General features: G+C 50.2%; 19 protein-coding genes, 2 tRNA genes and 1 pseudogene. 11 read left to right on the top strand and 11 right to left on the bottom strand.

Annotation, left to right across the window (positions count from 1 at the left end; all coding sequences use genetic code 11):
- Positions 1 to 170 precede the first annotated feature (170 nt).
- Positions 171 to 770 (top strand): L,D-transpeptidase family protein, encoded by a 600-nt coding sequence (locus QET40_RS00670; protein WP_280125239.1) that lies wholly within the window; start codon positions 171 to 173, stop codon positions 768 to 770.
- Between the two features lie 7 nt (positions 771 to 777).
- Here the strand turns inward: QET40_RS00670 and QET40_RS00665 are convergent, their stop codons facing one another.
- Both QET40_RS00665 and QET40_RS00660 read right to left on the bottom strand, forming a co-directional pair.
- Positions 778 to 1,764 (bottom strand): Gfo/Idh/MocA family oxidoreductase, encoded by a 987-nt coding sequence (locus QET40_RS00665; RefSeq protein ID WP_280125238.1) that lies wholly within the window; start codon positions 1,762 to 1,764, stop codon positions 778 to 780.
- A gap of 41 nt (positions 1,765 to 1,805) precedes the next feature.
- A complete protein-coding gene (locus QET40_RS00660; protein WP_280125237.1) occupies positions 1,806 to 2,312 on the bottom strand; it encodes a septal ring lytic transglycosylase RlpA family protein in 507 nt (168 codons plus the stop codon).
- A gap of 195 nt (positions 2,313 to 2,507) precedes the next feature.
- On the opposite strand from QET40_RS00660, the gene trmB reads away from it, so the two are divergent.
- The 3 genes from trmB (at position 2,508) to QET40_RS00645 (ending at position 5,750) form a co-directional block, all read left to right on the top strand.
- Complete coding sequence (gene trmB / locus QET40_RS00655; protein ID WP_280125236.1) at positions 2,508 to 3,047, top strand: tRNA (guanosine(46)-N7)-methyltransferase TrmB; 540 nt, start codon at positions 2,508 to 2,510, stop codon at positions 3,045 to 3,047.
- A gap of 611 nt (positions 3,048 to 3,658) precedes the next feature.
- Complete coding sequence (gene ribB / locus QET40_RS00650; RefSeq protein WP_280125235.1) at positions 3,659 to 4,306, top strand: 3,4-dihydroxy-2-butanone-4-phosphate synthase; 648 nt, start codon at positions 3,659 to 3,661, stop codon at positions 4,304 to 4,306.
- A 712-nt stretch (positions 4,307 to 5,018) separates the two neighbouring features.
- The gene (locus QET40_RS00645) at positions 5,019 to 5,750 is read left to right on the top strand and encodes a hypothetical protein (RefSeq protein WP_280125234.1); all 732 of its coding nucleotides are present in this window, start codon (positions 5,019 to 5,021) and stop codon (positions 5,748 to 5,750) included.
- 129 nt (positions 5,751 to 5,879) lie between these two features.
- Here QET40_RS00645 and QET40_RS00640 read toward each other — a convergent pair.
- From QET40_RS00640 to QET40_RS00630, 3 genes are all read right to left on the bottom strand, one after another.
- Positions 5,880 to 5,969 (bottom strand) — tRNA-Ser (locus QET40_RS00640).
- A gap of 166 nt (positions 5,970 to 6,135) precedes the next feature.
- On the bottom strand, positions 6,136 to 7,200 hold the full coding sequence (locus QET40_RS00635) for an SPFH domain-containing protein (RefSeq protein WP_280125233.1): 1,065 nt from the start codon (positions 7,198 to 7,200) through the stop codon (positions 6,136 to 6,138).
- Positions 7,201 to 7,714: 514 nt separating this feature from the next.
- Entirely contained in the window at positions 7,715 to 8,809 is a 1,095-nt protein-coding gene (locus QET40_RS00630; protein WP_280125232.1) for a substrate-binding domain-containing protein, read from the bottom strand.
- Positions 8,810 to 9,004: 195 nt separating this feature from the next.
- Between QET40_RS00630 and QET40_RS00625 the strand changes: the two genes are divergently transcribed.
- Entirely contained in the window at positions 9,005 to 10,027 is a 1,023-nt protein-coding gene (locus QET40_RS00625) for a DMT family transporter (RefSeq protein WP_345783035.1), read from the top strand.
- A gap of 96 nt (positions 10,028 to 10,123) precedes the next feature.
- Here QET40_RS00625 and QET40_RS00620 read toward each other — a convergent pair whose 3' ends face one another.
- A complete protein-coding gene (locus tag QET40_RS00620; protein ID WP_280125230.1) occupies positions 10,124 to 11,230 on the bottom strand; it encodes a zinc-binding dehydrogenase in 1,107 nt (368 codons plus the stop codon).
- Positions 11,231 to 11,527: 297 nt separating this feature from the next.
- Here QET40_RS00620 and QET40_RS00615 point away from each other — a divergent pair, with 297 nt between their 5' ends.
- From QET40_RS00615 to QET40_RS00605, 3 genes are read left to right on the top strand one after another with little or no spacing between them, the layout of a single operon-like run.
- A complete protein-coding gene (locus QET40_RS00615) occupies positions 11,528 to 12,574 on the top strand; it encodes a glycosyltransferase (RefSeq protein WP_280125229.1) in 1,047 nt (348 codons plus the stop codon).
- Between the two features lie 20 nt (positions 12,575 to 12,594).
- Positions 12,595 to 14,856 (top strand): methyltransferase domain-containing protein, encoded by a 2,262-nt coding sequence (locus QET40_RS00610; protein WP_280125228.1) that lies wholly within the window; start codon positions 12,595 to 12,597, stop codon positions 14,854 to 14,856.
- Between the two features lie 21 nt (positions 14,857 to 14,877).
- A complete protein-coding gene (locus QET40_RS00605; protein WP_280125227.1) occupies positions 14,878 to 15,882 on the top strand; it encodes a glycosyltransferase family A protein in 1,005 nt (334 codons plus the stop codon).
- Between the two features lie 175 nt (positions 15,883 to 16,057).
- Here QET40_RS00605 and QET40_RS00600 read toward each other — a convergent pair whose 3' ends face one another.
- On the bottom strand, positions 16,058 to 17,386 hold the full coding sequence (locus QET40_RS00600; protein WP_280125226.1) for a UDP-glucose/GDP-mannose dehydrogenase family protein: 1,329 nt from the start codon (positions 17,384 to 17,386) through the stop codon (positions 16,058 to 16,060).
- A 288-nt stretch (positions 17,387 to 17,674) separates the two neighbouring features.
- On the opposite strand from QET40_RS00600, the gene QET40_RS00595 reads away from it, so the two are divergent.
- The gene (locus QET40_RS00595) at positions 17,675 to 18,298 is read left to right on the top strand and encodes a hypothetical protein (RefSeq protein WP_280125225.1); all 624 of its coding nucleotides are present in this window, start codon (positions 17,675 to 17,677) and stop codon (positions 18,296 to 18,298) included.
- A 49-nt stretch (positions 18,299 to 18,347) separates the two neighbouring features.
- On the opposite strand, the gene QET40_RS00590 is transcribed toward QET40_RS00595, so the two are convergent.
- A tRNA-Gly gene (locus QET40_RS00590) sits at positions 18,348 to 18,422 on the bottom strand.
- 237 nt (positions 18,423 to 18,659) lie between these two features.
- On the opposite strand from QET40_RS00590, the gene QET40_RS00585 reads away from it, so the two are divergent.
- Positions 18,660 to 19,388: a hypothetical protein gene (locus QET40_RS00585; protein ID WP_280125224.1), complete on the top strand. Its 729-nt coding sequence runs from the start codon at positions 18,660 to 18,662 to the stop codon at positions 19,386 to 19,388.
- Between the two features lie 26 nt (positions 19,389 to 19,414).
- On the opposite strand, the gene QET40_RS00580 is transcribed toward QET40_RS00585, so the two are convergent.
- Positions 19,415 to 20,179 (bottom strand): DUF3313 family protein, encoded by a 765-nt coding sequence (locus tag QET40_RS00580; protein ID WP_280125223.1) that lies wholly within the window; start codon positions 20,177 to 20,179, stop codon positions 19,415 to 19,417.
- A 116-nt stretch (positions 20,180 to 20,295) separates the two neighbouring features.
- On the opposite strand from QET40_RS00580, the pseudogene QET40_RS00575 reads away from it, so the two are divergent.
- A pseudogene (locus tag QET40_RS00575) lies at positions 20,296 to 20,952 on the top strand (squalene/phytoene synthase family protein); the annotation flags it as partial.
- Between the two features lie 145 nt (positions 20,953 to 21,097).
- On the opposite strand, the gene QET40_RS00570 reads toward QET40_RS00575, so the two are convergent.
- Positions 21,098 to 22,792 carry a glycoside hydrolase family 75 protein gene (locus QET40_RS00570; RefSeq protein WP_280125222.1) on the bottom strand — a complete coding sequence of 565 codons (1,695 nt, stop codon included), beginning with the start codon at positions 22,790 to 22,792 and terminating at the stop codon, positions 21,098 to 21,100.
- Between the two features lie 25 nt (positions 22,793 to 22,817).
- A complete protein-coding gene (locus tag QET40_RS00565; protein ID WP_280125221.1) occupies positions 22,818 to 23,633 on the bottom strand; it encodes an SDR family NAD(P)-dependent oxidoreductase in 816 nt (271 codons plus the stop codon).
- Positions 23,634 to 23,890 lie beyond the last annotated feature (257 nt).

Here is a 23,890-nt window from a genome sequence, read left to right as displayed (position 1 = left end):
TCTCCTGACGTTTTCTCTCTGTTTGATAAGCCCGGTATCTTGATGATACCGGGTTTTGTCATGTTGTGCGTCAGGGTTTCAACGTCGGATAGCGGTAAATTGTTTCAGAGGTAGGCGGAGGAAGCCATAATGGTCTTTTTCCTCTGGAACTGATTAAGGAGGGATCAAACATGGAAAACGCATGGATGACAGTAGCCGCAGTGGCGGGATTGGTGTTATGGAGCTCCTGCTCCTCGGTGGGAACGGACGGGGACAATGGCTTGGCGGTGACCTCTCCGGGGGAACCTGCCTACCATGGCAGGAACTACAGGGATAATGCTCTGATGGCCGATGCTTCCGGCAAAGCATTGAAGATGCACGTTTCGATCGACAACCAGAAGGGTACCCTGTTCGTCGACGGAAAAAAGGCGCTTGTCTTTCCCCTGAGTACGGGTATTCCCGGTCACTCCACCCCGAAGGGGAACTTCAAAATCTATGGCAAGGAACTCGTTCATTATTCATCCCTTTACGGCAGCATTTACAACGATGACGGCAAGCAGGTCGTCCGGTATGCGGACAGGAGGAAGAACAGCGTACCGGCCGGGGCCAAATTTTCCGGAGCTCCCATGCCGTACACAATGTGGTTCAGCGGCTCCTGTGCTCTTCATGAAGGAGAAGTGCCGGATCCTCCCATGCTGGCGTCACACGGGTGTATCCACTTGCCGCAGGAAGTTGCCAGAGAACTGTATGAGCTGTGTCCGGTCGGGATGACCGTGACCGTCTCCAATTAATCCTGCTTTATTCCATGGGGAATCTCATGCCCCAGGAAGCCCGGATTGCATCCATGAGGCGCATCATGCGGAGGGTTTCCTCGTGGGGCATATCGGGGCATTCCGTCCGTCCATCTCGGATGGCCCGTGCGCAAGCCTCTACCTGGTATTCATAACCGCTGATTTGGGGAGGGACGTCGTAATGGGCGGAGAGTTCGCGCTTGAGGTTGTAAACGTTAATTCCTTCGCAGTTGTTGATGTTGGTCACGGAGATATAGCCTTTGTCTCCGAAGATGTAGCCGTGGCGGTCCGTCATGGCCAGCATGTTGCTGTGGAGGCAGGCCATGCGTCCGTCTTCGTAGCAGAGGGTGATGCTGTTGGAAGCATCGACTCCACGATCGGTCATGATGGCGGAACTGATGGTCTCCCGAATGTCGTGGCCGAAAAACATGGCGGCGAAGTTGAGCGGGTAAATACCCAGATCAAGCAAGGCACCTCCGGCCAGGGCCGGATCTTGCAGCCGTCCGACATGTCCAAGGGAATAGCCTAGGTTGGCCGACAACGAGGTTGCCGTGCCGATGGCTCCGCCGGCAAGGATCTCGTCGATTATGCGGCGGGAAGGCATGTAGCGCGTCCAGATGGCTTCAGCAAGGAGTAATCCCCGGGCACGGGCCAGAGCAATGATGCGTTCGGCTTCGGTTGCATTGACAGTGAATGCTTTTTCACATAGGACATGCTTGCCGTGGCTAAGGCAGAGCTCGGCGTTTTCTGCGTGCTGGGAGTGGGGGGTAGCAATGTATACCAGCTCGATGTCCGGATCTTTCATCATGGATTCATAGGAACCGTAGGAACAGGCTATACCGTGGGCGTGCGCGAATTCCCGGGCTTTATCCGGAGTTCGCGAAGCGATGGCGACGCATTCGGCTCCCTCCATCCGGGAGAGAGTATGAGCCATGGTAGAAGCGATGGAACCGGCTCCGAGGATGCCGATTTTTAACGGGGATGTCGTGTTCATGGTCATGAAATTGTTGTGATGGGAAAACGGAAATATGGACGTCAGTGGAAAACAGGGCTTTTGCGTTTCCATTTGCCGTCGCCGACAGAGAGTACCTGAATGTGGACTTTTTCCAGCCCGGCATGTCGGAATCCCAGTTTTTTGGCGGCAGCGGAACTCAGGTCGATTACTCTGCCTTTGACGAAGGGCCCCCGGTCGTTGACCCGTACCTTGACGGATTTCCCGGTACGGAGCGATGTGACCCGAACTTCGCAGGGAAGGGGCAGGTACGGGTGTGCTGCATGCAGGTGCCAGGGACGAACATCTTCTCCGATGGAGGTTTCTCCGGAACTGAACCCCCAAAAACCGGATTCGTCGTAGTGGGAAGCGATTCCCGTTTGAGAAAAATACAAGGCACGTTCGACGCTCATCGGTACATATTTTTTACCGCGGATCGTGTAGGGACGAGTCATATAGCCCGGATAGTCTTCCGATTTGGGGGACGACGAACACGAGGGGAGAAAAATGCCCAGCAGGGCTGCGATGCTGACCATGCGCCATCCTTTCATGCCATTATCGTATAAGACGGTTGTGGAATTTGCACAATGCAAAAAGAACATCCGTTATAGGTTCGTCCATCTTCCTGTTTGACACGCAGGGTGAAGTCCTGCACTTTATGGGCGTCATTACCATTTTTTCCAGTTTGTTATCGCATGATGCCGGTTGCCTTTGTCCCTCACGATTTTTTTTGCCGTTATTCACCGATGGATATATTCGGTTCGCCCGAGCCTTTCGAGGTTGATTTGGGGTGTGGCGATGGCGGTTTCCTTTTGCAGATGGCGGCCCATTTCCCCGAACGCCGTTTTTTGGGGATCGAACGTTTGCTGGGGCGTGTGCGGGGTGTTTGCACTCAGGCGGAAAAGGAGGAATTGCAGAATGTGCGCGTTCTGCGCATCGAGAGCTCCTATTTTCTGGAGTGGTTTCTGGAACCCGGTTCCATTTCGCGTTTGCACTACCTTTGTCCGGATCCCTGGCCGAAAACGCGTCACCACAAAAACCGTCTTATTCAGGATAGCCTGATGCCCGTTCTTCACACCGCCTTGGCTAATGAAGGGGAATTCCTCTTCAAGACTGATCATGAGGAATACTATGAATGGGTGCTCGACCATATTGAGCGTAGCGGTCTTTTCAGCCGCCTCTCTTGGGAAGAAGATGCTTTCTTCTATCCCAAAACGGACTTTCAACTCCACTGGGAAGGTATGGGAAAGACGATTTACCGAGCTCGATTCGTGAAGAAAATGTAAGCGTCAGCATTGTTTTAGGGCGTATTTATAGAAAATTTTTGTCCAGATAAAGATTCCAGTAATACTTGCAGCAAACGTGATCAATAAGAGAAAGATCTGGATAAATGCAATTGTTTTTTTCTTGCAGGAATGACAGTTGAACAATCCTGCCGGTCAAATAAAAGAATAACATAAAAATCAGTGCAATGGTCGAACTTACTTTTGCACTTGCAATCCATGGATGGATTATGTCGATCCGGCGCTCTGCCAAATAGAGCAGAAATATTGCCGGGATGATGAATCCCCCCCCAGAAGAGGTAAAAGGGGAGCATGCGTTGAAAGTTGGAATACATGGCATGGTTGGTTATTTGTTGGAAAGGTGAGGACATATATCGAAACTGGCTTTGCCGGTTTGCGTTTGTCCCATACGTCACATGCCGGAGAGCTATCTATCTTGAAGAATGTCTGAATAATCAAAATATTCAATGAGGAATTATCTTCTTGTTCATCAAATGGGGGGGCGAGGGGTGGGGAAGTATTCAGGCAAGTCATGATATCGGCTTGACGGGGCGTTTGTTCGGGAGCACGGTTCCCGGTAACTTCGAATGGATTATTACCCTTTGTAGATCGTCATGAATTCTCCTCTTTCCCGATTTGGACTGACTTCCGAAGAACGCGTCCTGCGTGCAGTTGATTCCATCCGCCGTGGCAGCGGGGTTCTTCTTGTCGATGACGAAGATCGCGAGAACGAGGGAGACTTGATTTTTGCCGCCGATAGCATGACGGTACCGCAGATGGCGCAAATGATTCGCCATTGCAGCGGCATCGTCTGCCTGTGCCTGACGGAAGGAAAAGCGGATGAACTGGGGCTGCCTCTTATGGTTTCCAACAATACGAGCCGCTATGGTACTGCCTTCACCATTAGCATTGAAGCTGCCGAAGGTGTGACGACTGGAGTCTCGGCTTCCGACCGTATCGCGACTATTCGTGCGGCTGTCGCTCCCGGCGCTTGTCCGGAAGACTTGTCGCATCCCGGTCATATTTTTCCCCTTCGCGCTCGCTCCGGCGGTGTCCTGACCCGTCCCGGACATACGGAGGGTACTGTCGATTTAGCTCGTCTGGCTGGTCGTTCTCCGTCTGGTGTCTTGTGCGAATTGACTAACGAGGACGGTTCTATGGCCCGCCTCCCCGAAGTCATCGCGTTCGCCGAAGCGCACGGATACCCTGTCGTTGCCATTGCCGATCTGGCCGATTACCTTCGTAATCATTCCGGCGAATAATCCGGAAGGTCAATCTTTCTCCATCCCTTCCGCAGAACAATTTTACGAAGAGTATTGAAAAAAGGATCGTAGAAGAAGCGTGAATGGAATTCCTGCTTCGACGTTTCTAGGGATTCGATTTTCTTGATTGGGAAAACCGATTTTCCTGTTTGACTTTATTTGACGATGAACCATATTTATCCCAAGTCCCAAAAGTGAAAATGCATTGATGATCGTAAAAAAATTGTGATGAGAACGATGCTTTTTGTATTTTTTGAATTGGTAGATAGCTTTTTATTGATTAAAAGCTTATCGCTTTTTGCCCAATATGAAGGGGAATTGCTTTATTTTAGAATATCCGGTATTCCCATCCTCCTGTTGACTGTTGGGATATGGTGGTGCCAGGACTTTTTAGGATTCAATTTATGTTTGTTGATCAGTGTGTTTTCTGCTTTATGGTTGTTTGTGACTCTTTGCCTTAGAGAGGTGTGGTCGGATCGTCACAGTAAGTCGGAACGCTGATTGTTCCGATCAGTTCATCTGAAAATGGAAAGGCGATTGGAAAAACTGGTGTACCGGAGATGGGACGGGAACATGTTTAGCTGTGTAATATTTTTCAATTAAGTTGTTTGTGAGATATGCTAAATGAGGTTTCTTGACTCCCGGAGAGTTCATGCGGAATGATGGATCAAGGTTGATTACCTGTTTGATCCCCCCATTTATACCTATTCCGATGAAAACCGTATTTCTGAGTTTTGCCGATTCCCGCATGTACAAGGCAGTCCAGCGTCTGCGTATCCAGGCTGAAGGCATGCGTTTTTTTGATAAGATCCATGTTTGTAATGAGCATGATTTGGATGATTCTTTTCGTTCTTCCTACGGGGAGAGAATGTATCTTGGAAGCAGAGGATTTGGCTATTGGGTATGGAAGCCTTACTTGATCCGTCGCGTGTTTGACGAGCTGATGCCCGGAGACTTGCTATTCTATTGCGATGCGGGATGCCACTGGAACCCAGCCGGAAGATGGCGACTGGAATTTTATGCAGAACGTCTTCGTGAGGCAACCTGTGGAGTCATGGGGTTCCAGCTTGAGGTGATTCATCCCGAATTCCGTTGGACAAAGGGTGATTTGCTGGATTACTTTGCGGTACGGGGAGACAGGAATCTTCTTCTTTCCCCCCAGATATGTTCGACACATGCTTTTTTCTGCAAAAACAAGTTGTCATCCGATTTTCTGCATCAATGGCAATTGCCCTATCAACTTGATTTTTCCTTGGTGGATGATACTCCTTCTCGTTCACCCAATTTTCCGGGATTTGTCGAACACCGGCATGATCAAAGTATTTTTTCTATTCTTTGCAAGCGAATGGGCGCGGAAATCCTTTCCGGGCAGGAAACGTATTCTTCTCGTTGGGAAGATCTGATGTTCTACCCCATTCACGACAGGCGTTCCTGCTGGAGATGATCTTCGGGACAATGGATTGTTAGGCCTACTTATTCCCGTGTTTCCGCTTATATGGGGGATCAATTCCACCAGATATTGGGATAGAACCATAAAAAGCGCTCTTACTGGAAGAATGCTTCAGATAAAATTTGGCGGACAGGGTGGGATTCGAACCCACGGTGCGGTTTCCCGCACGCCGGTTTTCAAGACCGGAGCCATAAACCACTCGACCACCTGTCCGTGTGAGGAGGATTCTGCATATTTTGTCATTAAGGGCAAGAGTATCGTTCGACATTTTCCCAGTATTCCTGAGTGGAATACTCATGCAGGTGAGGATATGAAACAAGTCGTGCCCGTCTACCGATGAAGTAGGCCGGGCACGGGATAAGTGGATGCGGAATGGCGTTTATTTACTTTGCGGCTGGTCGTTGAGGTTGAGGACTCCCAGGACGGACATGGCCGAGTTTTTATCTGAACCGTTGGAGGAGGGTAGATAGATTTTGGCGTTGTTGAGCATGTTGTCGTACATTTTTGCCCTCAACATGTTGGGGCCCATGGCTTTTTCCTTGAGAGCAAGGCCTTCGGCTTCTGCCTTGGCTTCGAGTATGGTACCTTTGGCCTTGGCTTCTGCTTTGAGAAGGGAGACTTCTGCTTCGGCTTTCCCTTGGGCTATGCGTCCCTGGGCTTCCTGTTTGGCTATTTCGTATTTGAGAGTTCCTTCGGCTTCGCCTTTAGCTTTTTGGATGGCGATGTCTTTTTGGGCGATTTCCAGTTCGATGGCTTTACGTTCGTTTTCCTGTGTGGCTTTGACTTTGTTGACGACGGCTTCGATGATGGGGGTCGGAGGGTTGGTCTCACCAACGGCAACGGAGTCGACGACGAACGGGGTTTGTTCCAGGCGCCTTCTGACCTGGGTGAGGACATCGTCGGATATTTTCTGGAGGTTGCTGGAGGCGTCGAGTGCGGGGTATTTGCTTAATTCTGTACGAACGGCGGTTCGGAATGGTTGCTGAATGAAATTTTTGTAGGCGAATTCCATGATTTCGTCCGCATTTTCATCGTCATTTCTACCGGATGTTTGGGCAATGCCTCCGTATTCTTCCATGAATTCCTTAATCTTTTTAGGATCGAGACGAAAGACCATGGATGCCTGGCAGGAGATGGGGAGTTTGTCCTTGCCAAGGATGGCAGTGTTGTCTTTGGTTGTGAAGTGTTCGATGGTTGTTTCCGGAGTGATGGAGACTTTGCTGACGGCGCGTCTCCAGGTGAATCCTGTGGAGGCCGGTCCGATAAGGATCCCTTCGAACTGGTTGCTACCCATGATGGGTTTGGTGTACACGTAACCGGCAAACCCTGATAGGACACGGTGGTTCCCCATGTTGGAAAAGATGAAAAATCCTGCTGCAGCAAGAAGGGCAATGACGGCAATGACTCCGGATTTCATAGTATTGTAGGAAGGTGGGTAAGACATGGCTGAGATGGAGGTTCCGGCGAATTGATTTTCCGGTGACTTATTGTATTCATGTCATATTGAGAGTAGTATGGCAATCAAGTTCATCCGTGTATGACTTTGACAGAGGGCTATAGGAGCAAGCTGGTCGGATCCAGGTGATGAGAGGAAGGAAATGCCTTGACGGCCGTTGAACAATGGCAGAGATGCGGAAGTATGTAGTTGTGCCTTCCAAGTTTGAATATCAAGAAAAGAGTCTCCCTTCCGGATCGCAAAGCAGATGACTGACTGTATTGGCGAACAGGGAGTAATTGCCAGTACTACAAGTATTCCGGGGAGGATTGTTTTCCATGGGGAAATACTGATTTGCGACCGGGAAGGGAAGTATGGGAGTCAGATTCAAAATGCCCGATTTTTTCCCGAATGCAAGTTAAGGAACGGATATGTATAAAAAGACCAGTTGTTGATTATTTAATTTCATAAATAATTAATAATAAACAATATGTGTTTTTATTGGATAATAAAAAGGCCATGTTTATTTATGATTGAAAGGTATTTGGACGACGGATGCTCTTTGATGAAAATCCGGGATGATATAAGTACTATGGAAAGGGGTACCTTTGCGGAGTGCCCTGAGCATGCGGATGAGGCGGCGTACTGTTTTACGGATGTTGGATTTGTAATGAGCGATGGGAGGCAGGATGTGTTCCAGAACGGGGTTGTAACTGAGACTGATGATGCTGATTTTGTCCGGAATGGGGAGTGAATGCGCCGCTGCCCAGGACATGAGGGTGATGGCATGCTGGCTTCTGAGAACAACAAATGAGGTGATATCCGGGTGGGCGTCGAATGTGTTGTTCAGAAGATTGAAAAATTGATCCGTTTGGTCTGGAATGGGAATGAAGAGCGGGTTCCATTTTTCACCTTGGAATTCAAGGAAAGCTTTTTTCATTAATTGGTTGCCTTTGAGAGGAGAGTCCGGAATGCAAAGGACGGATGTATGGTGCCCACGGCTCCATAGGTGGGTAGCCGCATGCCGTGCTGTGGCTTCCCAGTGAGTATCGATGAAGGGGAGGCAAGCCGATGTGTGGCTACTACCCTGGACGAGACATGGGATGGCGCGTTGTTTGAACCAAAGTTGGGTTTCTTCAGAAGTCTGGTAAAGGATCCAGCATATGTGGGGGGAGGCGTGGACGAGTCGGTCCAATTTGGGACCGGGTTTTTTCCCCATGGCCCAGGGGATTTCGTAAACCCGGAGCTGTAGATTGTCGTACTCGAGAACTTTTTCTATTTCATAGAGTTCAACGAGTACTTGCTGAGGCATTCTGTCGATTGGTATCGGAGTGATCAGGCCGATGACCTCGGAAGGTTGTTCTTGTAATGGAGCTTGTACATCGTGATCCGGTGTGTAGCGGGTAATGATACGAGGCCTGTTATGCTGCGGCGGGGCAATCCAGCCATTTTCTTCCAAGTTAGAAAGAGCTTTTCTGATAGTTTCCCGGCCTACGGAGAGTATGTTGGACAATTCTCTTTCGGAGGGGAGGGCATGGTTCCATCTTTTTCCGATAATCATGTCCCTGATATGATTGGCAATTGTTTCCGTCTGGATGGGGGAAGGCTTCCGAGGCATGATGGGAAAGTACTCTTTCCCGATGTGGGATTCCAGTGATTTCTTATGTGTCTCTTTTTAACGGGAAATGAGGGAATTTATGAGAGTAATCCGGAAATGCCGTTGATCTTAACACAGGAAGATGGTAATGCACTGCTTGTCGCAGATGGAAGAGACGTGTTCATTTCCAGATACGGTTTACGTCTGGTTGTCAAGATGAAGAATGAAAATCTCAAAGGCCATTTGGCGATGCTCGGATGCAATACAATGTGGGGGTTGATGGCTCCCATGTGCAAGTTTGCGCTTCACACAGGTGAAATCAGTTCTGTAGCAATGGCTTCTTTCCGTATGCTGGGGGCAACGTGTCTGTTCTGGCTGGCTTCAGGTTTTACTCGGCAGGAAAAGGTGGCTTCCAAGGATATGCTGATGCTGTTTTTTGCGGCTTTGTTCGGTATCGTTCTGAATCAGGGGTCTTATACTTTGGGGGTTGGCTTGACGTCCCCGGCCGATGCTTCGATCATTACGACGACGACTCCGATCATTGCCATGATTATGGCGGCATTTTACCTGAAAGAGCCTATTACGGGGAAGAAGGTGTCCGGCGTGTTTATGAGTGCGGTGGGGGCGGTGCTGTTGATTGCCGGCAGCGGACAGATTTCCGGAGGCGCGGATTCATCCGGCAATGTATGGGGGGATCTGCTGGTGCTTTTCGCGCAGATGAGTGTTGCCGGTTATTTTGTGTTTTTCAAGGGATTGATATCGCGGTATTCCCCGGTGACGTTGATGAAGTGGATGTTCATGTATGCTTCCATATGCTGGCTTCCCTTTGCGTATCATGATGTGGCTGCCATTCCATTTTCCTCGTTGTCGTTCTCCCTTTACGGGAGTACGGGGTACGTCGTATTTTTCGGTACGTTTTTGACGTATTTGCTGCTTCCCGTCGGGCAGAAGCGGTTGAGACCTACTGTCGTCAGTATGTACAATTATGTGCAGCCTATCGTGGCTTCCGTCGTAGCGGTATGGTGGGGAATGGATACGTTCGGGGTACTCAAATTTCTGGCTGTAGCGCTGGTGTTTGGCGGGGTCTATATGGTGACTCAAAGTAAATCCCGGGAACAGATGGAAGAGGATCGTAAGGTTCGTCTTCGCCGTCGTATGGCGCTTTCCCGGCTCAAGAGAAGACGGGAAAACGTGTTGCCGAAAATTTCCGGAGGGAAAAAATCCGCCCCGGGCATGTAGCTACGGGACGGATGGTTGGTTGCTGGAGCTTCCGGGAGGTGCGCCAGGAGATATGATCTCTGCAATCCCTCACCGGTAATTTTGGAGCTGACTGACTCAGTCGCAGATGACGGCAATTTTAATGCCCTTCATCTGGACGTTGGTTTCAAGAGCTTCTGTGATTTCAGTCAGCTTGAAACGGTGGGAAATCAGCTTTTCCAGAGGCAAGCCGATGGAATAGGCCCGTTTGAGAAAGTCGAAGGTAGTCGGGTAATCCTGCGGGCTGTACACCCAGGAGCCGACAGCCGTGACTTCCTTGTTGCAGAGGTCGTAGTGATGGTTGATGATGCTTTCTCCTCCGTCCATGAAAAAGCCTACTTCACATAAGCCTCCGCCACGCTTGACGAATTTCCAGGCATTGGCTCCGGCTTTTCCCACTCCCGTACATTGGAAGACGAAATCGGCCAATTTACCGCCGTTGTCAGCCTTGACTGCTTCAAGGAGGGTTTCGAAATCGGCATAGTTTGTAAAATTGTACGTGCGGGTAGCGCCCATTTCACGCGCGAGTTCCAGACGGGAATCATTGCCATCCACGGCAATGATGGTTTCTATCCCAAGTGTGCGGATGGTGGCGATTTGGAGCAAGCCGATCGGACCGCAGCCTTGAACGAGGACAACAGAATTGAACTTCAACAGGCCGGTGGATTTGGCGCGTTCCAGAGAATGGGTGACTACGGCGGCCGGTTCTACGAGAATGCGTTGGTCAAGAGTCATGTTGCTGACATTGAAAAAAGTGGATCCTTTGCGGATGACCAGGTATTCGGCGAAGTAACCGTTGAAATGGACATCGTCATCGGGCATTAGACCATAAACGCCGACGTTTTCACAAAGATTGGTGCGTCCGGGCGTATTAAGGCATGCATCGCATGTACCGCAGGGAATGATACAGGTAACGATTTTATCGCCAAGCCCGAGAGGATTCCCGGCAGTATCTTTGGTGATGTTTTTACCCATGGCGACGATTTCGCCGGTACCTTCGTGGCCGAGGACTACGGGGCAGAGTCCGAATGGATCGCGGTTGTATTCATGACCGTCCGTTCCGCAGACGCCGCAGGCTTCCACTTTGATCAGCATTTCGTCGTCACTGATCGCAGGAATGGGATATTCGCGGATTTCGAAGGTTTTGGGTGCCGTCAGAACGGCAACTTTGGCTGTGGTTTGCATAACGGCTGAAAACCTAAGGGCTTCTTGTCCATTTTACAAGATTAAAGTATCCTCTCTTTTGAAGAACCGGCAACGGTGATTGCCGGATGGATGCCTTCCTGCGATTTGAGACGAGACGATAGATTTTTTTTGTAGAAAAATAAGGAATTATGTAATCTTATAAATTATTTATTATAAGTATTTTAATGATAAAAATTGGCGCTTTGTGTTGTGTTTTCCGTATTGCTGCTCCTTAAATGGATGCGTCTTCCGGAGAGGGAGATGTCAATAAAAACAACAAGAACCAATATCATTAATATGAGTACAAAATTGAAACGAATTTTCGTTCATGGTTTCCCCGGCATGTACGGTGGTGCAGGAACGGAATTGCACCATCAAATTATCGCCTGGGTCAAAATGGGAATGGAAGTTCATCTGATTCCGACCTGGGAGAACGTTTCCAGAGAACCCCTTTATATGGAAATGATTTCCCGAGGAATTCATATCCATGCCATGAACGACTGGTCCGTTGTGGAACCGGGGGATCCTGTGATCGGTTTCTGCAATGCGGAGTTTCTGAACAATCTTCCGGACATCCGCAAGAGGACGAAGAGAACAGTGTTCGTCAATTGTATGACCTGGTTATTCGACAAGGAAAAACAGGCGATGGCCGATGGGCAGATTGCCATGTTCCTGTACCAGAACGAGGATGTCAGACAAAAGAACATGCCCATTCTGAAGGCTTTGAACCGGGACTCGGCGATTCGGTTTTCGACCTTTATTCCTTATTTTCACGCAGACGATTTTCCGTTTGTCGAGGAACGTTCCAACGAATGGTTCGGCTGTGGTCGTATTTCCCGGCAGGATGCCGACAAGTTCGCCCGAAATACTCTTCATATTTACGAATACTTTGTTGCCCCGAAATGTAAACGGGGACTTTTCCTCGGATTCGGAGAGAAGAGCGAACGCAAGATTGGACACCCCTACAGCTGGATCCGTACGGCGGCCAACCATAAGGTGGTGTCGCAGCAGGATTTTTACAAGCATTGTGAGATTGTCCTCCAACCGACGGATACGACGGAAAACTGGCCGCGCATCGGTTTTGAATCCATGGCGAGCGGCAGTGTCCTGATTGTCGATAACCGCGGAGGATGGAAGAGACTTGTCGAGCACGGCAAGACGGGCTGGCTCTGCGACAACGAGAGGGACTTTATCTACTATGCCAGTAAAATGGCCTACGAACCAAATTTGCGGAGGGATATGGCGGAAGCCGCCCGTGAACGCGGTCTCCAACTAGGTGGATTGAAGGCGTCGATGGACAGCTGGGAAGAAATCTTCGAGCAGATGCTCCAACTGCCGGAATAACCTTGAACACTGGAACTGGTATGATGACTGATACTTTACGTCGCCGGGTCTCCGCTTTCTGGCCGGGAGGGGAACTTCCTCTCCTCGCCGGTTTGGCGGTCCGGTCTTATTTGGCTCATGGGTTCGAGATGCAATTGTTTGTGTACCGGCCCTGCTCGAATGTTCCCGAGGGAACGGTTCTCCGGGATGCTTCCGGAGTCATTCCCGAGTCTCTGGCTTTTTACCACGACAAAGCCGGATGGGAGCCGTTTTCAAACTGGTTCCGCAATACATTGCTTGCTCGGGAAGGCGGGTTGTGGACAGAATTGGATGTTGTATCTTTGAACCGTGACGACATCCCGGAACTGCCGTGGTTTCCTGAGAGGGAACCCCGCGTTTATGGTACGGGATTGATCGGGTTTCCTCCCGGACATCCGGTGATGGAATGCCTCCGGCAGTTCTCGGAAGACCCGGCTGCCGTGATGCCGTGGGATGGCCTCCGGGAGACGGAATCAAAGAAACAATTTGCCCGGGATTATCCCGATGTATTCCAACGGAGAAAAATTGCTCCTCCCTCAAGCTATGGGGATAGTGTTTTCACAGCGGCCATCGTCCATGGCGGCTTGGAAAGGTATTCCTCTCCGGCATCTTCCGTCTACCCCATACACAAATCCTCGTGGCTAAACTGTTACAATGGCTGGCTGCACCTGCAAAGCAGCGAGTTGAGGGATTCCCGGGCAGTGTGCCTCTGGGGGACTCGGCTGGCAGCTGCCCCTGATGTCTTGGAAAATGTGGATAAGAACAGTATTGTAGGACAATTGCTCGATACTTATTTGCCCTCTTCGCCAGCTACGGAAGTAGAAAGAAAGAAAGTGGATCTATTGATTGGCATCTGTTCTTGTTGCAAAGCCCGTGACCGTCGGCAAGCCGTGCGTGATACGTGGCTCAAGCATTCTGTCAACGGGATTAAATCCGTTTTTTTCGTGGGCCACCGGACTCCATTGGAGGATGAAAAGGAAGATACCGTTACCCTGTGGGCAAGTGATACATATGCCCGTCTTCCGGAAAAGGTGCTGGAGTTTTTCCGCTACGCCTTGGAACATTACGATTTTAAGTGGCTGTTCAAATGCGATGACGACTCCTATGTCGCTCTGGATCGATTGAAGGGATTGATCGACGGAGAAGCAGAACTGATCGGAGATACGTCCCTGGAAGGACGAGGTGCTCCAAGCGGTGGTGCGGGATACTGCCTTTCCCGCCGGATGGTAGAAAAAATCGTTTCAGAACAAAACATTCCGCCGACTGGTCCCGAAGATATTATCTTCGGAGAGTTGGCCTTGAAGCTTGGCGCTGTCCCGAAGTCGACATCGCTCTTGTGCATGCACAGCGGTCGTTATCCCCTGCCGGACAATGAGCAGGTATCTTCTCATTGGTGCAAACCGTTGCAGCTTCATGCTCTGGAACACTTTTACCATTGTCGGCCATTAGCCGTGTATAAAGCCCGGCATGTATCGTGGACGGACGAAATCGAAGTGTATGAAGGAGGATTCTTCAGACGCCGCGGCACGGGGTGTTCCGGTCAGTTGTCTCATAAGGGCAACGGAATTTTCGGGCTGGGGTGGTTCCACTGGAATGAGGAATTGCTCGTCCGTACCGGCTCCAACCTTTATACCGGAGACAAGCTGACTCTGGAGGCAGATTCCGGTGAAGAGGATATTGCTTGTTTGATTGCTCCGGATTTTGCCGCGCATGCCACGGACGTTCAGCCCCTTTGTATCCGGATCGGTGACGAAAGCCGGAAAATGGAGGGCTGGGTTCACTTGGGCTTGTTGAATAACGATATCAAGCATCCTGTCCCTCTACCGGATGCCTGTGTCGATGCCTACTATTTGGAACATGTACTTGAATGCGTCTCCTTCCGTGATGCCTTGGGGTTTTTCCATGAAGCCTGGCGAACCTTGAAACCAGGAGGAATTATGCGAATAGCCGTAGCGGACATTTCCAGAATTATGGATTATGCGGGCATGATTGTCCCGGAATTATCAGGTCAATTGCAAGATGGGCAGCCTTCCGTTATGTCTCTCCTGGTTTGGATGGAAGACAAATTGGAGCATCGGTCATTTTGGACGCGAGAACTTCTGGAAGTTTGCCTGAAATCCGTCGGTTATGACGTTGCTGTCCGGGAGGCCGGACAATCATCTCATCATCTTTTATCCGGTCTGGAACCGCCCCAGTCCATTTTTACCTCGACACTTCCTTCCATTGAGACGGTTTGTCTGGAGATCGTAAAACCAAGCATTTGAAATTAAAAAATTACCAATTTTATGAAACACAATCCTATCCATAAAAAAATAGCCGTTTGCCTCCCTTCCTATAAGAGACTGGAGAGCCTGGAACGGCAGATTTTTTCCTTCATGCACCAAACGTATGCTTCGGAGGACTACCATGTTTTTGTCGCTGTTAAAGGTGTGACGGAGTACGTATTCAACAAGATGCTCGTACCTCGTTTTCGCCATTTCATTGAGACAGGACGCCTGACTCTTCGGTATTTTCCGAATAAGAACCAGATGTCCAACATCATCGACACCGTGAGAGATCTTGACATATCAGGATACGACTTGTTCGTCAAAATCGACGACGATGATTTTTATTCTCCGGATTATCTGGAGAATATCAACGACTTTCACTCAACTCTCCCACCCTGTTATTCCAGTTATTATAATGCCCGGGACTTAATTGCCCGGAATCTGAACGGGTTTTTCTGTCTGAAGAATGCTTTTTATCGTTTCTTCGGCTTTGCTCTCAACATGTCGCCGCAAGTTCTGGAAAAAGTGATGGAATGCGAACTGAATCCATCGCTCATGATTCCTATTGTGGAAAAGTGGCAGCACAAAACGGGACATACCAACTTCGGGTTTAACGAGGATAACTTCATTTTTATGCTGATGCGGGAGTACGGGTGTGCCAATATGGCCGATTATGTCAAGGAACAAGGTATTCTGCCGCATATTGTCGTCCAGAAGGGCAACCCTTCCGTGACGCGCGGTGGTATGATTGAGAAGCGTTTCCTCATCGCCAATGCAAGTATTGCAACGGATCCCGCATCCTGGGAGCATCTCTTGGAATTGTCACACCCCCATTGGAGGGATTCTTTCCGTATCCAAGGGAAAAGGGGAAGAAGGCTGGATGGCGGGAGTTTGGCCTCTGTATTGGAGAGGACTCCTGAGCGCCTTATCCTGTGTTGGGATGATTGGGGGGTCGAAGTTTTTGAAGCCGACGAGAATGCCATGTATGTACTGGCCGGTAAAATTACCGCCCCTGAGGGTTAGGCAGATTCCTTTTTGTTTCATACGTATTAGAATTCAGAACCCCATTCCGGAGTAATCCCGGGACGGGGTTTTTTCATGATATGCTTGTTTCGTAGTCGGGCAGACATAAAAAAGGGCGCATGGAGGCAATTTCACTCCATGCGCCGGATTATTTCGTCGGGACGTTATTGGACATTTATGCCGGTATGCCGATACCTTGGTAGAGGAATCCTTCTTGCCGAAGAAGCCGAGGCGAGTACATGTTGCGACCATCCAGAACGATGTCGCCGTGCATGAGTTCGCGGATGCGTTTCCAATCGGGCTCGCGGAAATCGTCCCATTCCGTGACAACAAGGAGGGCATCCGCTCCGAGAACTGCATCGTTAATGGAATTCGCTTCGTAAACAGCGTTTCTGTCCGGGAAAAACCGCGTTATATTACGTACGACGGGATCGTACAGACGTACTGTGACACCCAAGTCGAGGAGACGGTGGATCATGGCTGCCGATGGGGCTTCCCGTGTATCATCCGTGTCCGGCTTGAAAGCTGCTCCCCAGATGGCGACTGTTTTGTTCATAAGACCGGGGATGCCTTCCCACAGATGGATGAGCTTGTCAACAAGGATGCTCCGCTGGGTAGCATTAACTTGTTCCGTCGCCTGGGCAATTTTCATTTCCAATCCATGCTGTAGTCCGGTTTGAATAAGCGATTGTACATCCTTGGGGAAGCACGATCCCCCATATCCGCAACCGGGATTGAGAAAATGGCGGCCAATTCGTTCATCGGAGGCCATCCCATGCCGTACCATGCGGATATCCGCTCCGACGGCATCGCACAGATTGGCGATTTCATTCATGAAGCTGATGCGTGTGGCAAGCATGGCATTGGCCGCGTACTTGGTCATTTCAGCAGAGGGGATATCCATGTGAATCAATTTGACTCCATGGATCGTGAACGGCTTGTAAATAGTCTCCATGAGTTCTTTGGCATGGAGCGAAGACGTCCCGGCGATAATCCTGTCCGGATGCATAAAGTCAGCCACAGCTTGACCCTCCCGGAGAAATTCAGGATTAGAGGCTAATTCGAAACGGCATCCTGCGTTACGGAGTTTCAATTCACGGGTGAGGATTTTTCCGATGTTTCCAGACGTTCCGACCGGCACGGTGCTTTTGATGACAATCAGGCAGGGGTGTTCCATATATTTTCCGATGCTTTTTGCGACGGCTTCAACATAGGACAGATCTGTCTTGCCGCTGGCAAGAGGTGGCGTGCCGACGGCGATGAACAAGGCGTCGGATTGGTTGACGTGGCGTTTTAAATCGGTGTCGAAAGCCAGACGGTTTTCCGTTGCATTCCGGATGACGAGTTCGTCGAGACCGGGTTCATGGATGGGGATTATTCCTTGTCGCAATTCTGCGATGCGCTTTTGGTCGATATCGATGCATGTGACGGAATGGCCTGCTTCTGCGAGGCATGCTCCGGTGACAAGTCCGATGTATCCTGTTCCTGCTATGGTAATGTTCATGAGCGTATATGGTTTGAATATCAGTTCCATGTAGCGTGAATTCCGGATAAAATCCAGATGAGAGGAATCAGGAGAATTTGTGCCTTGATGCATGTATTGCGCCCTTGTCTCTTGCTGTTGTAGTTGTTTGATAAACAACATTTCAGCCTGCTTGAAATGCAAAAAAGACTTCATTAGGTTCCAGGTGTCGATACCGCATGTCATCTATTCGTTTACATTTTGATGGGACTCGGTACGGAACAAAACAAATCAATCGCGAAAATAATGTATAAAATACTAATAGTCAGTATGCCCGGATCTCCTAAACGCAAAAAGGCAAGCCGTATCTTCCAGGAACAGGCGCTTTCATGGGAATGGATTGACGGCGTTAAAATAGAAAGTATGGATGAAATTCCAGCCTGGGAGAAAGATTCTCTTGAAGCATATCATATCGAACGACTTAAGTTTTCCCCAGAATACGTTTGCCGTGCGGTCGGATGCAAGAGAGCTATGAGAAGAGCCCTGGATCGTGCCGAATTATGCCAGGAGGAATGGGTCGTGATCATGCAGGACGATGCCGTACCTGTGGCGGGATTTGACCGTATCTTGAAGGAACTTCTTGCATCCGCTCCCGCAGAGGCCGGGGCTGTTCTTCTGCATCGCTGCGGTTTTACCCGGTCTCCCAAACCCAGTAAATTGGAAAAAATGAATCGGGACTACAGGAGCATGACTTCCTTTGCCGTCAGACCTGCTTTTGCCCGTGTGATGTCCGAGGCCTTATCCGCTTGGGGTGGGGAGGCGGACAGGATTTGGAAGGTTCTTCTGGAGTACGGTGAATCCCTCTACTATGCGTCACCTGTCATTGTTACTTGTAATCAAAAAGGTAGTGATATTATTAGCGGTATTCCCGAACTCTCCTATCTCTGGCAATAGACAAATTGGAGAAAAAAGACTTACTTGATAGAAGGTAAGTCATCAAAAATGGAGCGGATGATGGGATTCGAACCCACGACATCAACCTTGGCAAGGTTGCGCTCTACCCCTGAGCTACATCCGCATTAATTGAGTAGGTGTGCGGAAAACTTATACATGGTTTTAAGATTTACGCAAGCATTTTTTAGGAGAACCGGTTATTTTACGAGGTGTTTTCCTGTTTTTAATCTGGTCGTCATGATTGCGAAGATCCTTCTTGATCCACGGTTGGAAGATATTGACAAGATGCTATAACGTGTGAGGTGAATGCGGAGTCGTGGAGACGGATTGCTTTTTGAATGCAAGGTGTCATGATGTTGGCATGCTGGCACGTTTGTGTATTCTTTTCCTTTTGTGTTGCAGCCTTTTGCAGGGCTGGGCTTACCAGTCTGTACCGTCATTGACGGAAAGCACGAGGCGTTCCCCTGTTTTCCTGGGATGTTCTCTCATGGAGGGGTTTCGTTCCAATTATGTATACCGGGGCTGGAAGTTGGGAGATCAAGTGTGGGAATCTCAGTTCGCCTTTTCCGGTGCATTGGACAATGATTGGGCTTTTTCCGGCGAGGCTGACTATCTGAGAGGATTCGATGGAAATGAATTCGGACAGACGATCATGTATGGGGAACTCATGTATTATGTGGGCGATGAGTGTACTCTGGGTATTTCCGTTGCCCGGAATTGGTTTGACAAGACCGTATTGAAATCCGGAACCGAGAATGGAGTACATTTACATTGGAGTCCCACAGCCAGTTGGTATATCCACACTTTTGCCGTGTATGACTATGCCCAGGATGGATTTTATGGGCAGGCGGCCGTGACGTGGCAACCGTTGATTTTCCAGAGTACGGCGTGGGTTTCCACGATTGCCGTGGGGGTGGCGTCCAAATACCATGGTGTGAGCGGCTTGCAGGATCTCATGGTGCGTACCGGACCTTTGTTTCGTCTGGGGGAAGCCTTTCGTCTCCAGCCATTTGTAGCTTATTACCAGGGACTTGCCCATGGAATCGACAATCATGTTTCCGTGGGCGCGTGGCTGACTTGGTGTTTTTAAGCACTTTGTGAAACGAGGTGCCCCTTCTAGAAGGGATTGAGCGTGAACTTCCTGGGCGGGTCCACTTTGTAGTTGGATGGGTGTGTCAGGATCAGGGTAATTTCCTGGCTCCATTCGTCGATATGCCGTTCATGGTGCTTGTAGCGGGTGTAATCCTTGAGATCGATGAGAAGGGCCGAGTGGTCTTCCCGGTAGTCGGCAACTTCGGCGATGATCCGGCCATGTGTGTTTGTCAGTTTGGCTGCCATGGCAATATGACCTTTTTTAACGAGCTGTTCTCCAATGGTGCCGACGCCGGATTTGAGTTCATTGACTCCATTGAGAAGGAGATTGGCCACGGCGGGCGTCGGAGTGATGGAGGTGATGGCTATTTCCAGTGTATAGGCATTGGGTGACGGTGTTGCTTTCGGGATGAAATTTCGTTCGTTATGGGCAGCCTGCGAGATGTTTTTGCGGAGGGAATCGCGGAAGTATTGGCGGAGTTTATCGAGATCCCGTTTTTCCTCATCGCTTTTCGGTTTTACATCCATCCAGTTAATATTGATATCTTTGATGTACAAGACCTGTTTTTTTTCATGCTTGCCCTGGACGCGGTCATTCCATTCGTGGGCATTTCCATCTGCCCAGAAGGAGAGGAAAGGCGTCCTGTTTTTTTTGTCGTACTGGTAATGAGTGATGAATCCCGTGCGGGGGATTTTATCGAAATTGTCATTTTTGCTGCACGAGGGCAGGAAGCTCATTACCATGACAGCCGGAAAGAGAGCAGCCGGAAACGCTGTAAGTTTTTTCATGTGTAGGACAAGGTCGTATTCATTCTCTAATAACGGAAGGAATGAACTGCTTGCAAGAGATAATCCATGTTTTCGTGAATTGATTTTGCCATGTTGTCCGGAGACCGTTAGAATAAATGTGCATGAATGGTGGTCGCGTTTTGTTGAAATCCGTTTCCCGCTCGTTTTTTCTTAGCATCAATTTTTTGCCGGGAGGAATGAAGGAGGCCGTCTCTGTTGCGTATATGCTGGCGAGAGCTGCTGATTCCGTGGCAGATACGGCCAAGGCTTCCTCCTTTGTGAGGCTGGATCTCTTGCGATTGATGGATCGTGTCGTGACAGGGATAGCCGATAGGGACGAATGCCGGAGGTGTTTTGAGAGACTGGGACGGGACCTGGCTCCCGGTCAGACGCATGAGGGAGAGAGGGTATTGCTCCAAAGGTATGGGGAATGTGTTGCGGCCATGAATGCTTTGCCTGCTGAGCAGATTTCCCTGATACGGAAAGTTCTTCATACGATTGTCGAAGGTCAGATATGGGATTTGGAATTTTTCGGTGACGGGCACGAAGGGACGATTCGCACGCCTTCGAAGGATGACGTGTTGCTTTATACGTACCGGGTTGCCGGATGTGTCGGAGAGTTTTGGACGGAGCTTGCTTCTCTGGTCTTGGAAGAACATTTTTCCGTATTGTCCCGTGAGGAGATGCTTGAGCTTGGTTGCCATTACGGTCAGGGATTGCAGTTGGTCAATATCTTGAGAGACCGCGCCGAGGACGCCTCAAGAGGGCGTTCTTATATATCTGACGAACCGGATGTATTGGCTGCCTGGCAATCCATGGCCCGTTCCTGGTTGGGAGAAGGTGTGGCCTATTCCTCGGCGTTGATAAATAAAAGGTTGAGGTTTGCCAGTGTCCTTCCTGCGTGGCTGGGATTGGAAACTATGGACCTTGACGGGATATTGGACGGGACGACGGCTTCGGAGCCCAAGAAGAAGGTTGGGCGGAGCGTGGTGCGGCGCCTGATGGTGAGGGCGTTTCTTTTTGCGTGGAAGAGCCCGCAGGGGGAAGCGTAGGATCAGTTCCCTTGTCCGTCTCTCCGGTCGTAGGGCCTCCTGCCCCGTTTTGGGACGGCGGAGCAGGAGGAGGTGGAGGCGGTGTTAGCAGATCGGTCCACCGATGCAGACTGTAACCGGGGGCAATGCCGCCGATTTCATTGAGAAGTTCGGTACAGGTTCGTTCCCATACTGCGTAATCGGGCGGTCCTTTATCCGGCAGGGCGGTACCGGGGAAGATGATGTAGCTGACCGTCAGGTCGGAAACGGGGCGGGCGTATGAGGAAGCTTTGGGATTGATGGCGGTTGCAAGCCGCAGGGAAGCTTCTCCCGTTTTGTAGCGGGGACCGGCGTCTCCTACGATGGCGGGATACATTTTTTTGCCGGCAACGACGATGACAAAATCTCCGAATGCCGGGGAATAAGACGAGGACTGGTTGACGATTCCCAGAGGCAGGACGATGAAGGGATCGTATTCCGCAATCAGAAAACTATTGCGCTTGAGCTCGGCGATGACGAGCTTGGCATGGTTTATATCGTTGGCTATCTGGGCCTTTTTTTCTCCAGTGGCTTTGGCGAGGGATGCCTGCAGGGAAATCAGACGCTTTTCCCATACGGGCAGGAGAGGATTGACTTTGTCGGTTTTTTTTAGCCAGCGGTAGGATGTGCTCGGCTGATAGAAGGAACTGTTGAGGATTTTCTCCGGCATTGTGGACAAACGGTCTCCGTCGGAACCGTCGGAGACGACGTCCATCTCACTTTGCAGCCATAGGACTTTCCGGCCCGTAGTCGGATGGCAGAGCTCCATGATGGTTTCCGTATCGTAGAAATTGTGGCGATCCAGTACTCTGTTGAGAGAGGAGAGCTTTTTCCGGATTTCATTCTGCTTGCGCGTATAGAGCAGCGAGTAGTAGGGGGAAAGCTTGCCTGAGTCGAACAACTCCTTGAGCCCCGGCAGCATACGGTTGAGATGAGGGTTGACGGAAGTGAGTTCCTCCGCCTTGGTCAATGGCTTGGGCATGACGACATCCAAGGTAAGTGTCGCCCGGTAGTTGGAGGGAATCGTACGGACAATGGATGCCCGGTTTCCTTCGATGAAATTGATTTTTGTTTTGAGGTTTAGTCCGCGCGTAAGCTCCTTGACATCCCAGAAGGCTCCCGTGGCAATGCGTGTCGGCATGACGGGAGGGAAAGGTGGATAGGTAACGTTGGGCATGGAGACGGCCCGTTCAATTCTCCAGGGATCGGCCAGCCTGGAATCTACCATGAAAGAAGAAGGCGGAACCTTTTGACCGGCATCGGAAAGGGAGGGATCTGGAGTTGGTGGAGTGGGGAGGGGAGGATTTTCTCCGTCGTCCGGCGTTGATTGTTCTGGTTCGTGGTTCTTGGGAGGCGTGTTGTCCCGGTTAATAGGATCGGGCGGAGTTGTGGGGAGATGGGGGGGAAGCTCCCGGCATGCGCGCACAAGGTCGGCCGGATAAGGAGTGAACAGGGAGGCTACGAACGCAATGGCGCATCCGCAAAGAATGGCCGATACCGGAGATATACGGGATTGCGAGGATTGCCTTTTGGATCTGCTCATGACTGGAGAATGATGTCGGGGGGATTCAGGTTTGAGGAAGGCTACGCCGGGGTCTCCTGCCCATGACCCATCGGATGACGGGAGCGGGCAGGAGGGAAAGCAGGATGTGGGACCATTTGATAGGGCCTCCGGGGTAAACTCGCGACTTGTTTTTTGCCATGGCTGACAAGGCTTCGGAAACGACACGTTCGCGGGATGTGTCGAACATTTGCTTGCCCGGCATCATGTCTCCGGTGAATCCCGGTCTTCGGGCTATCTGGCCGAATTCTGTATGAACCGGTCCGGGGCAGACGGCTAGAACGTTGATATTCTTTTCCTTCAATTCCAGACGCAAGGCTTCCGATAGGGAGAGAACGTAGGCTTTGCTCGCCGCATATACGGCAAAGTCCGGAATGGGAAGGGCGGATGCAAGGGAACTGATATTAATGATGCCTCCTCCTGCGGTTTCCAAAGTCGGGATGAGGGAGTGACAGAGCTTGGTCAGGGTAAAGATATTGAGGACAATCATGGATTCTATCTTGTCCCAGTCAGCTGTGGAGAATTCCCCGTAATCTCCCATGCCGGCATTATTAATGAGGAGGGTTCTTGCTGACGGCAATCCGGTGAGCATATGAATCAGAGGGATCATGAAGGAGGGATCCGTGAGATCCCCGGGAAGGCAGGAAACCTGAAGAGCGGGATTGATTCTGCGGGAGCTCTCTCCGACGATTGTCAGGCGGTCACGGCGTCTGGCAATGAGAATGAGCTCGTCGACATAGGGAGCGAGCTGATAGGCGAATTCTTCCCCGAGTCCGGAAGAGGCTCCTGTAATGATAGCCCGTTGATAGGATTGGTGTCGCATTCCGTTTTTTTTTACCTTGTCGGAGCCGGAATGACAATCTCGGCGTTTGTCAAATAACGGGATAGGAAGGAACGAAGAAAGAAGAACGATCCGATCTTTTTTGTCCTTTTCGGAAAGGTATTTTACAAGAAAAAAGAGTCAACTATAATTCAGAAATAGACAAATGGGGGCTACTCGCCCCCAATCCCCCCGGCAGCGTGCGACGCTGCATCCGGGGGAATTATTTTTTTCGTTAAGCTATTGAGATAAATGATTAG

Source organism: Akkermansia sp. N21169, assembly GCF_029854675.1.
GTDB lineage: Bacteria > Verrucomicrobiota > Verrucomicrobiia > Verrucomicrobiales > Akkermansiaceae > Akkermansia.
Note: the sequence above shows the minus strand (reverse complement) of the source record. Positions and strands in the feature narration are given on the sequence as shown.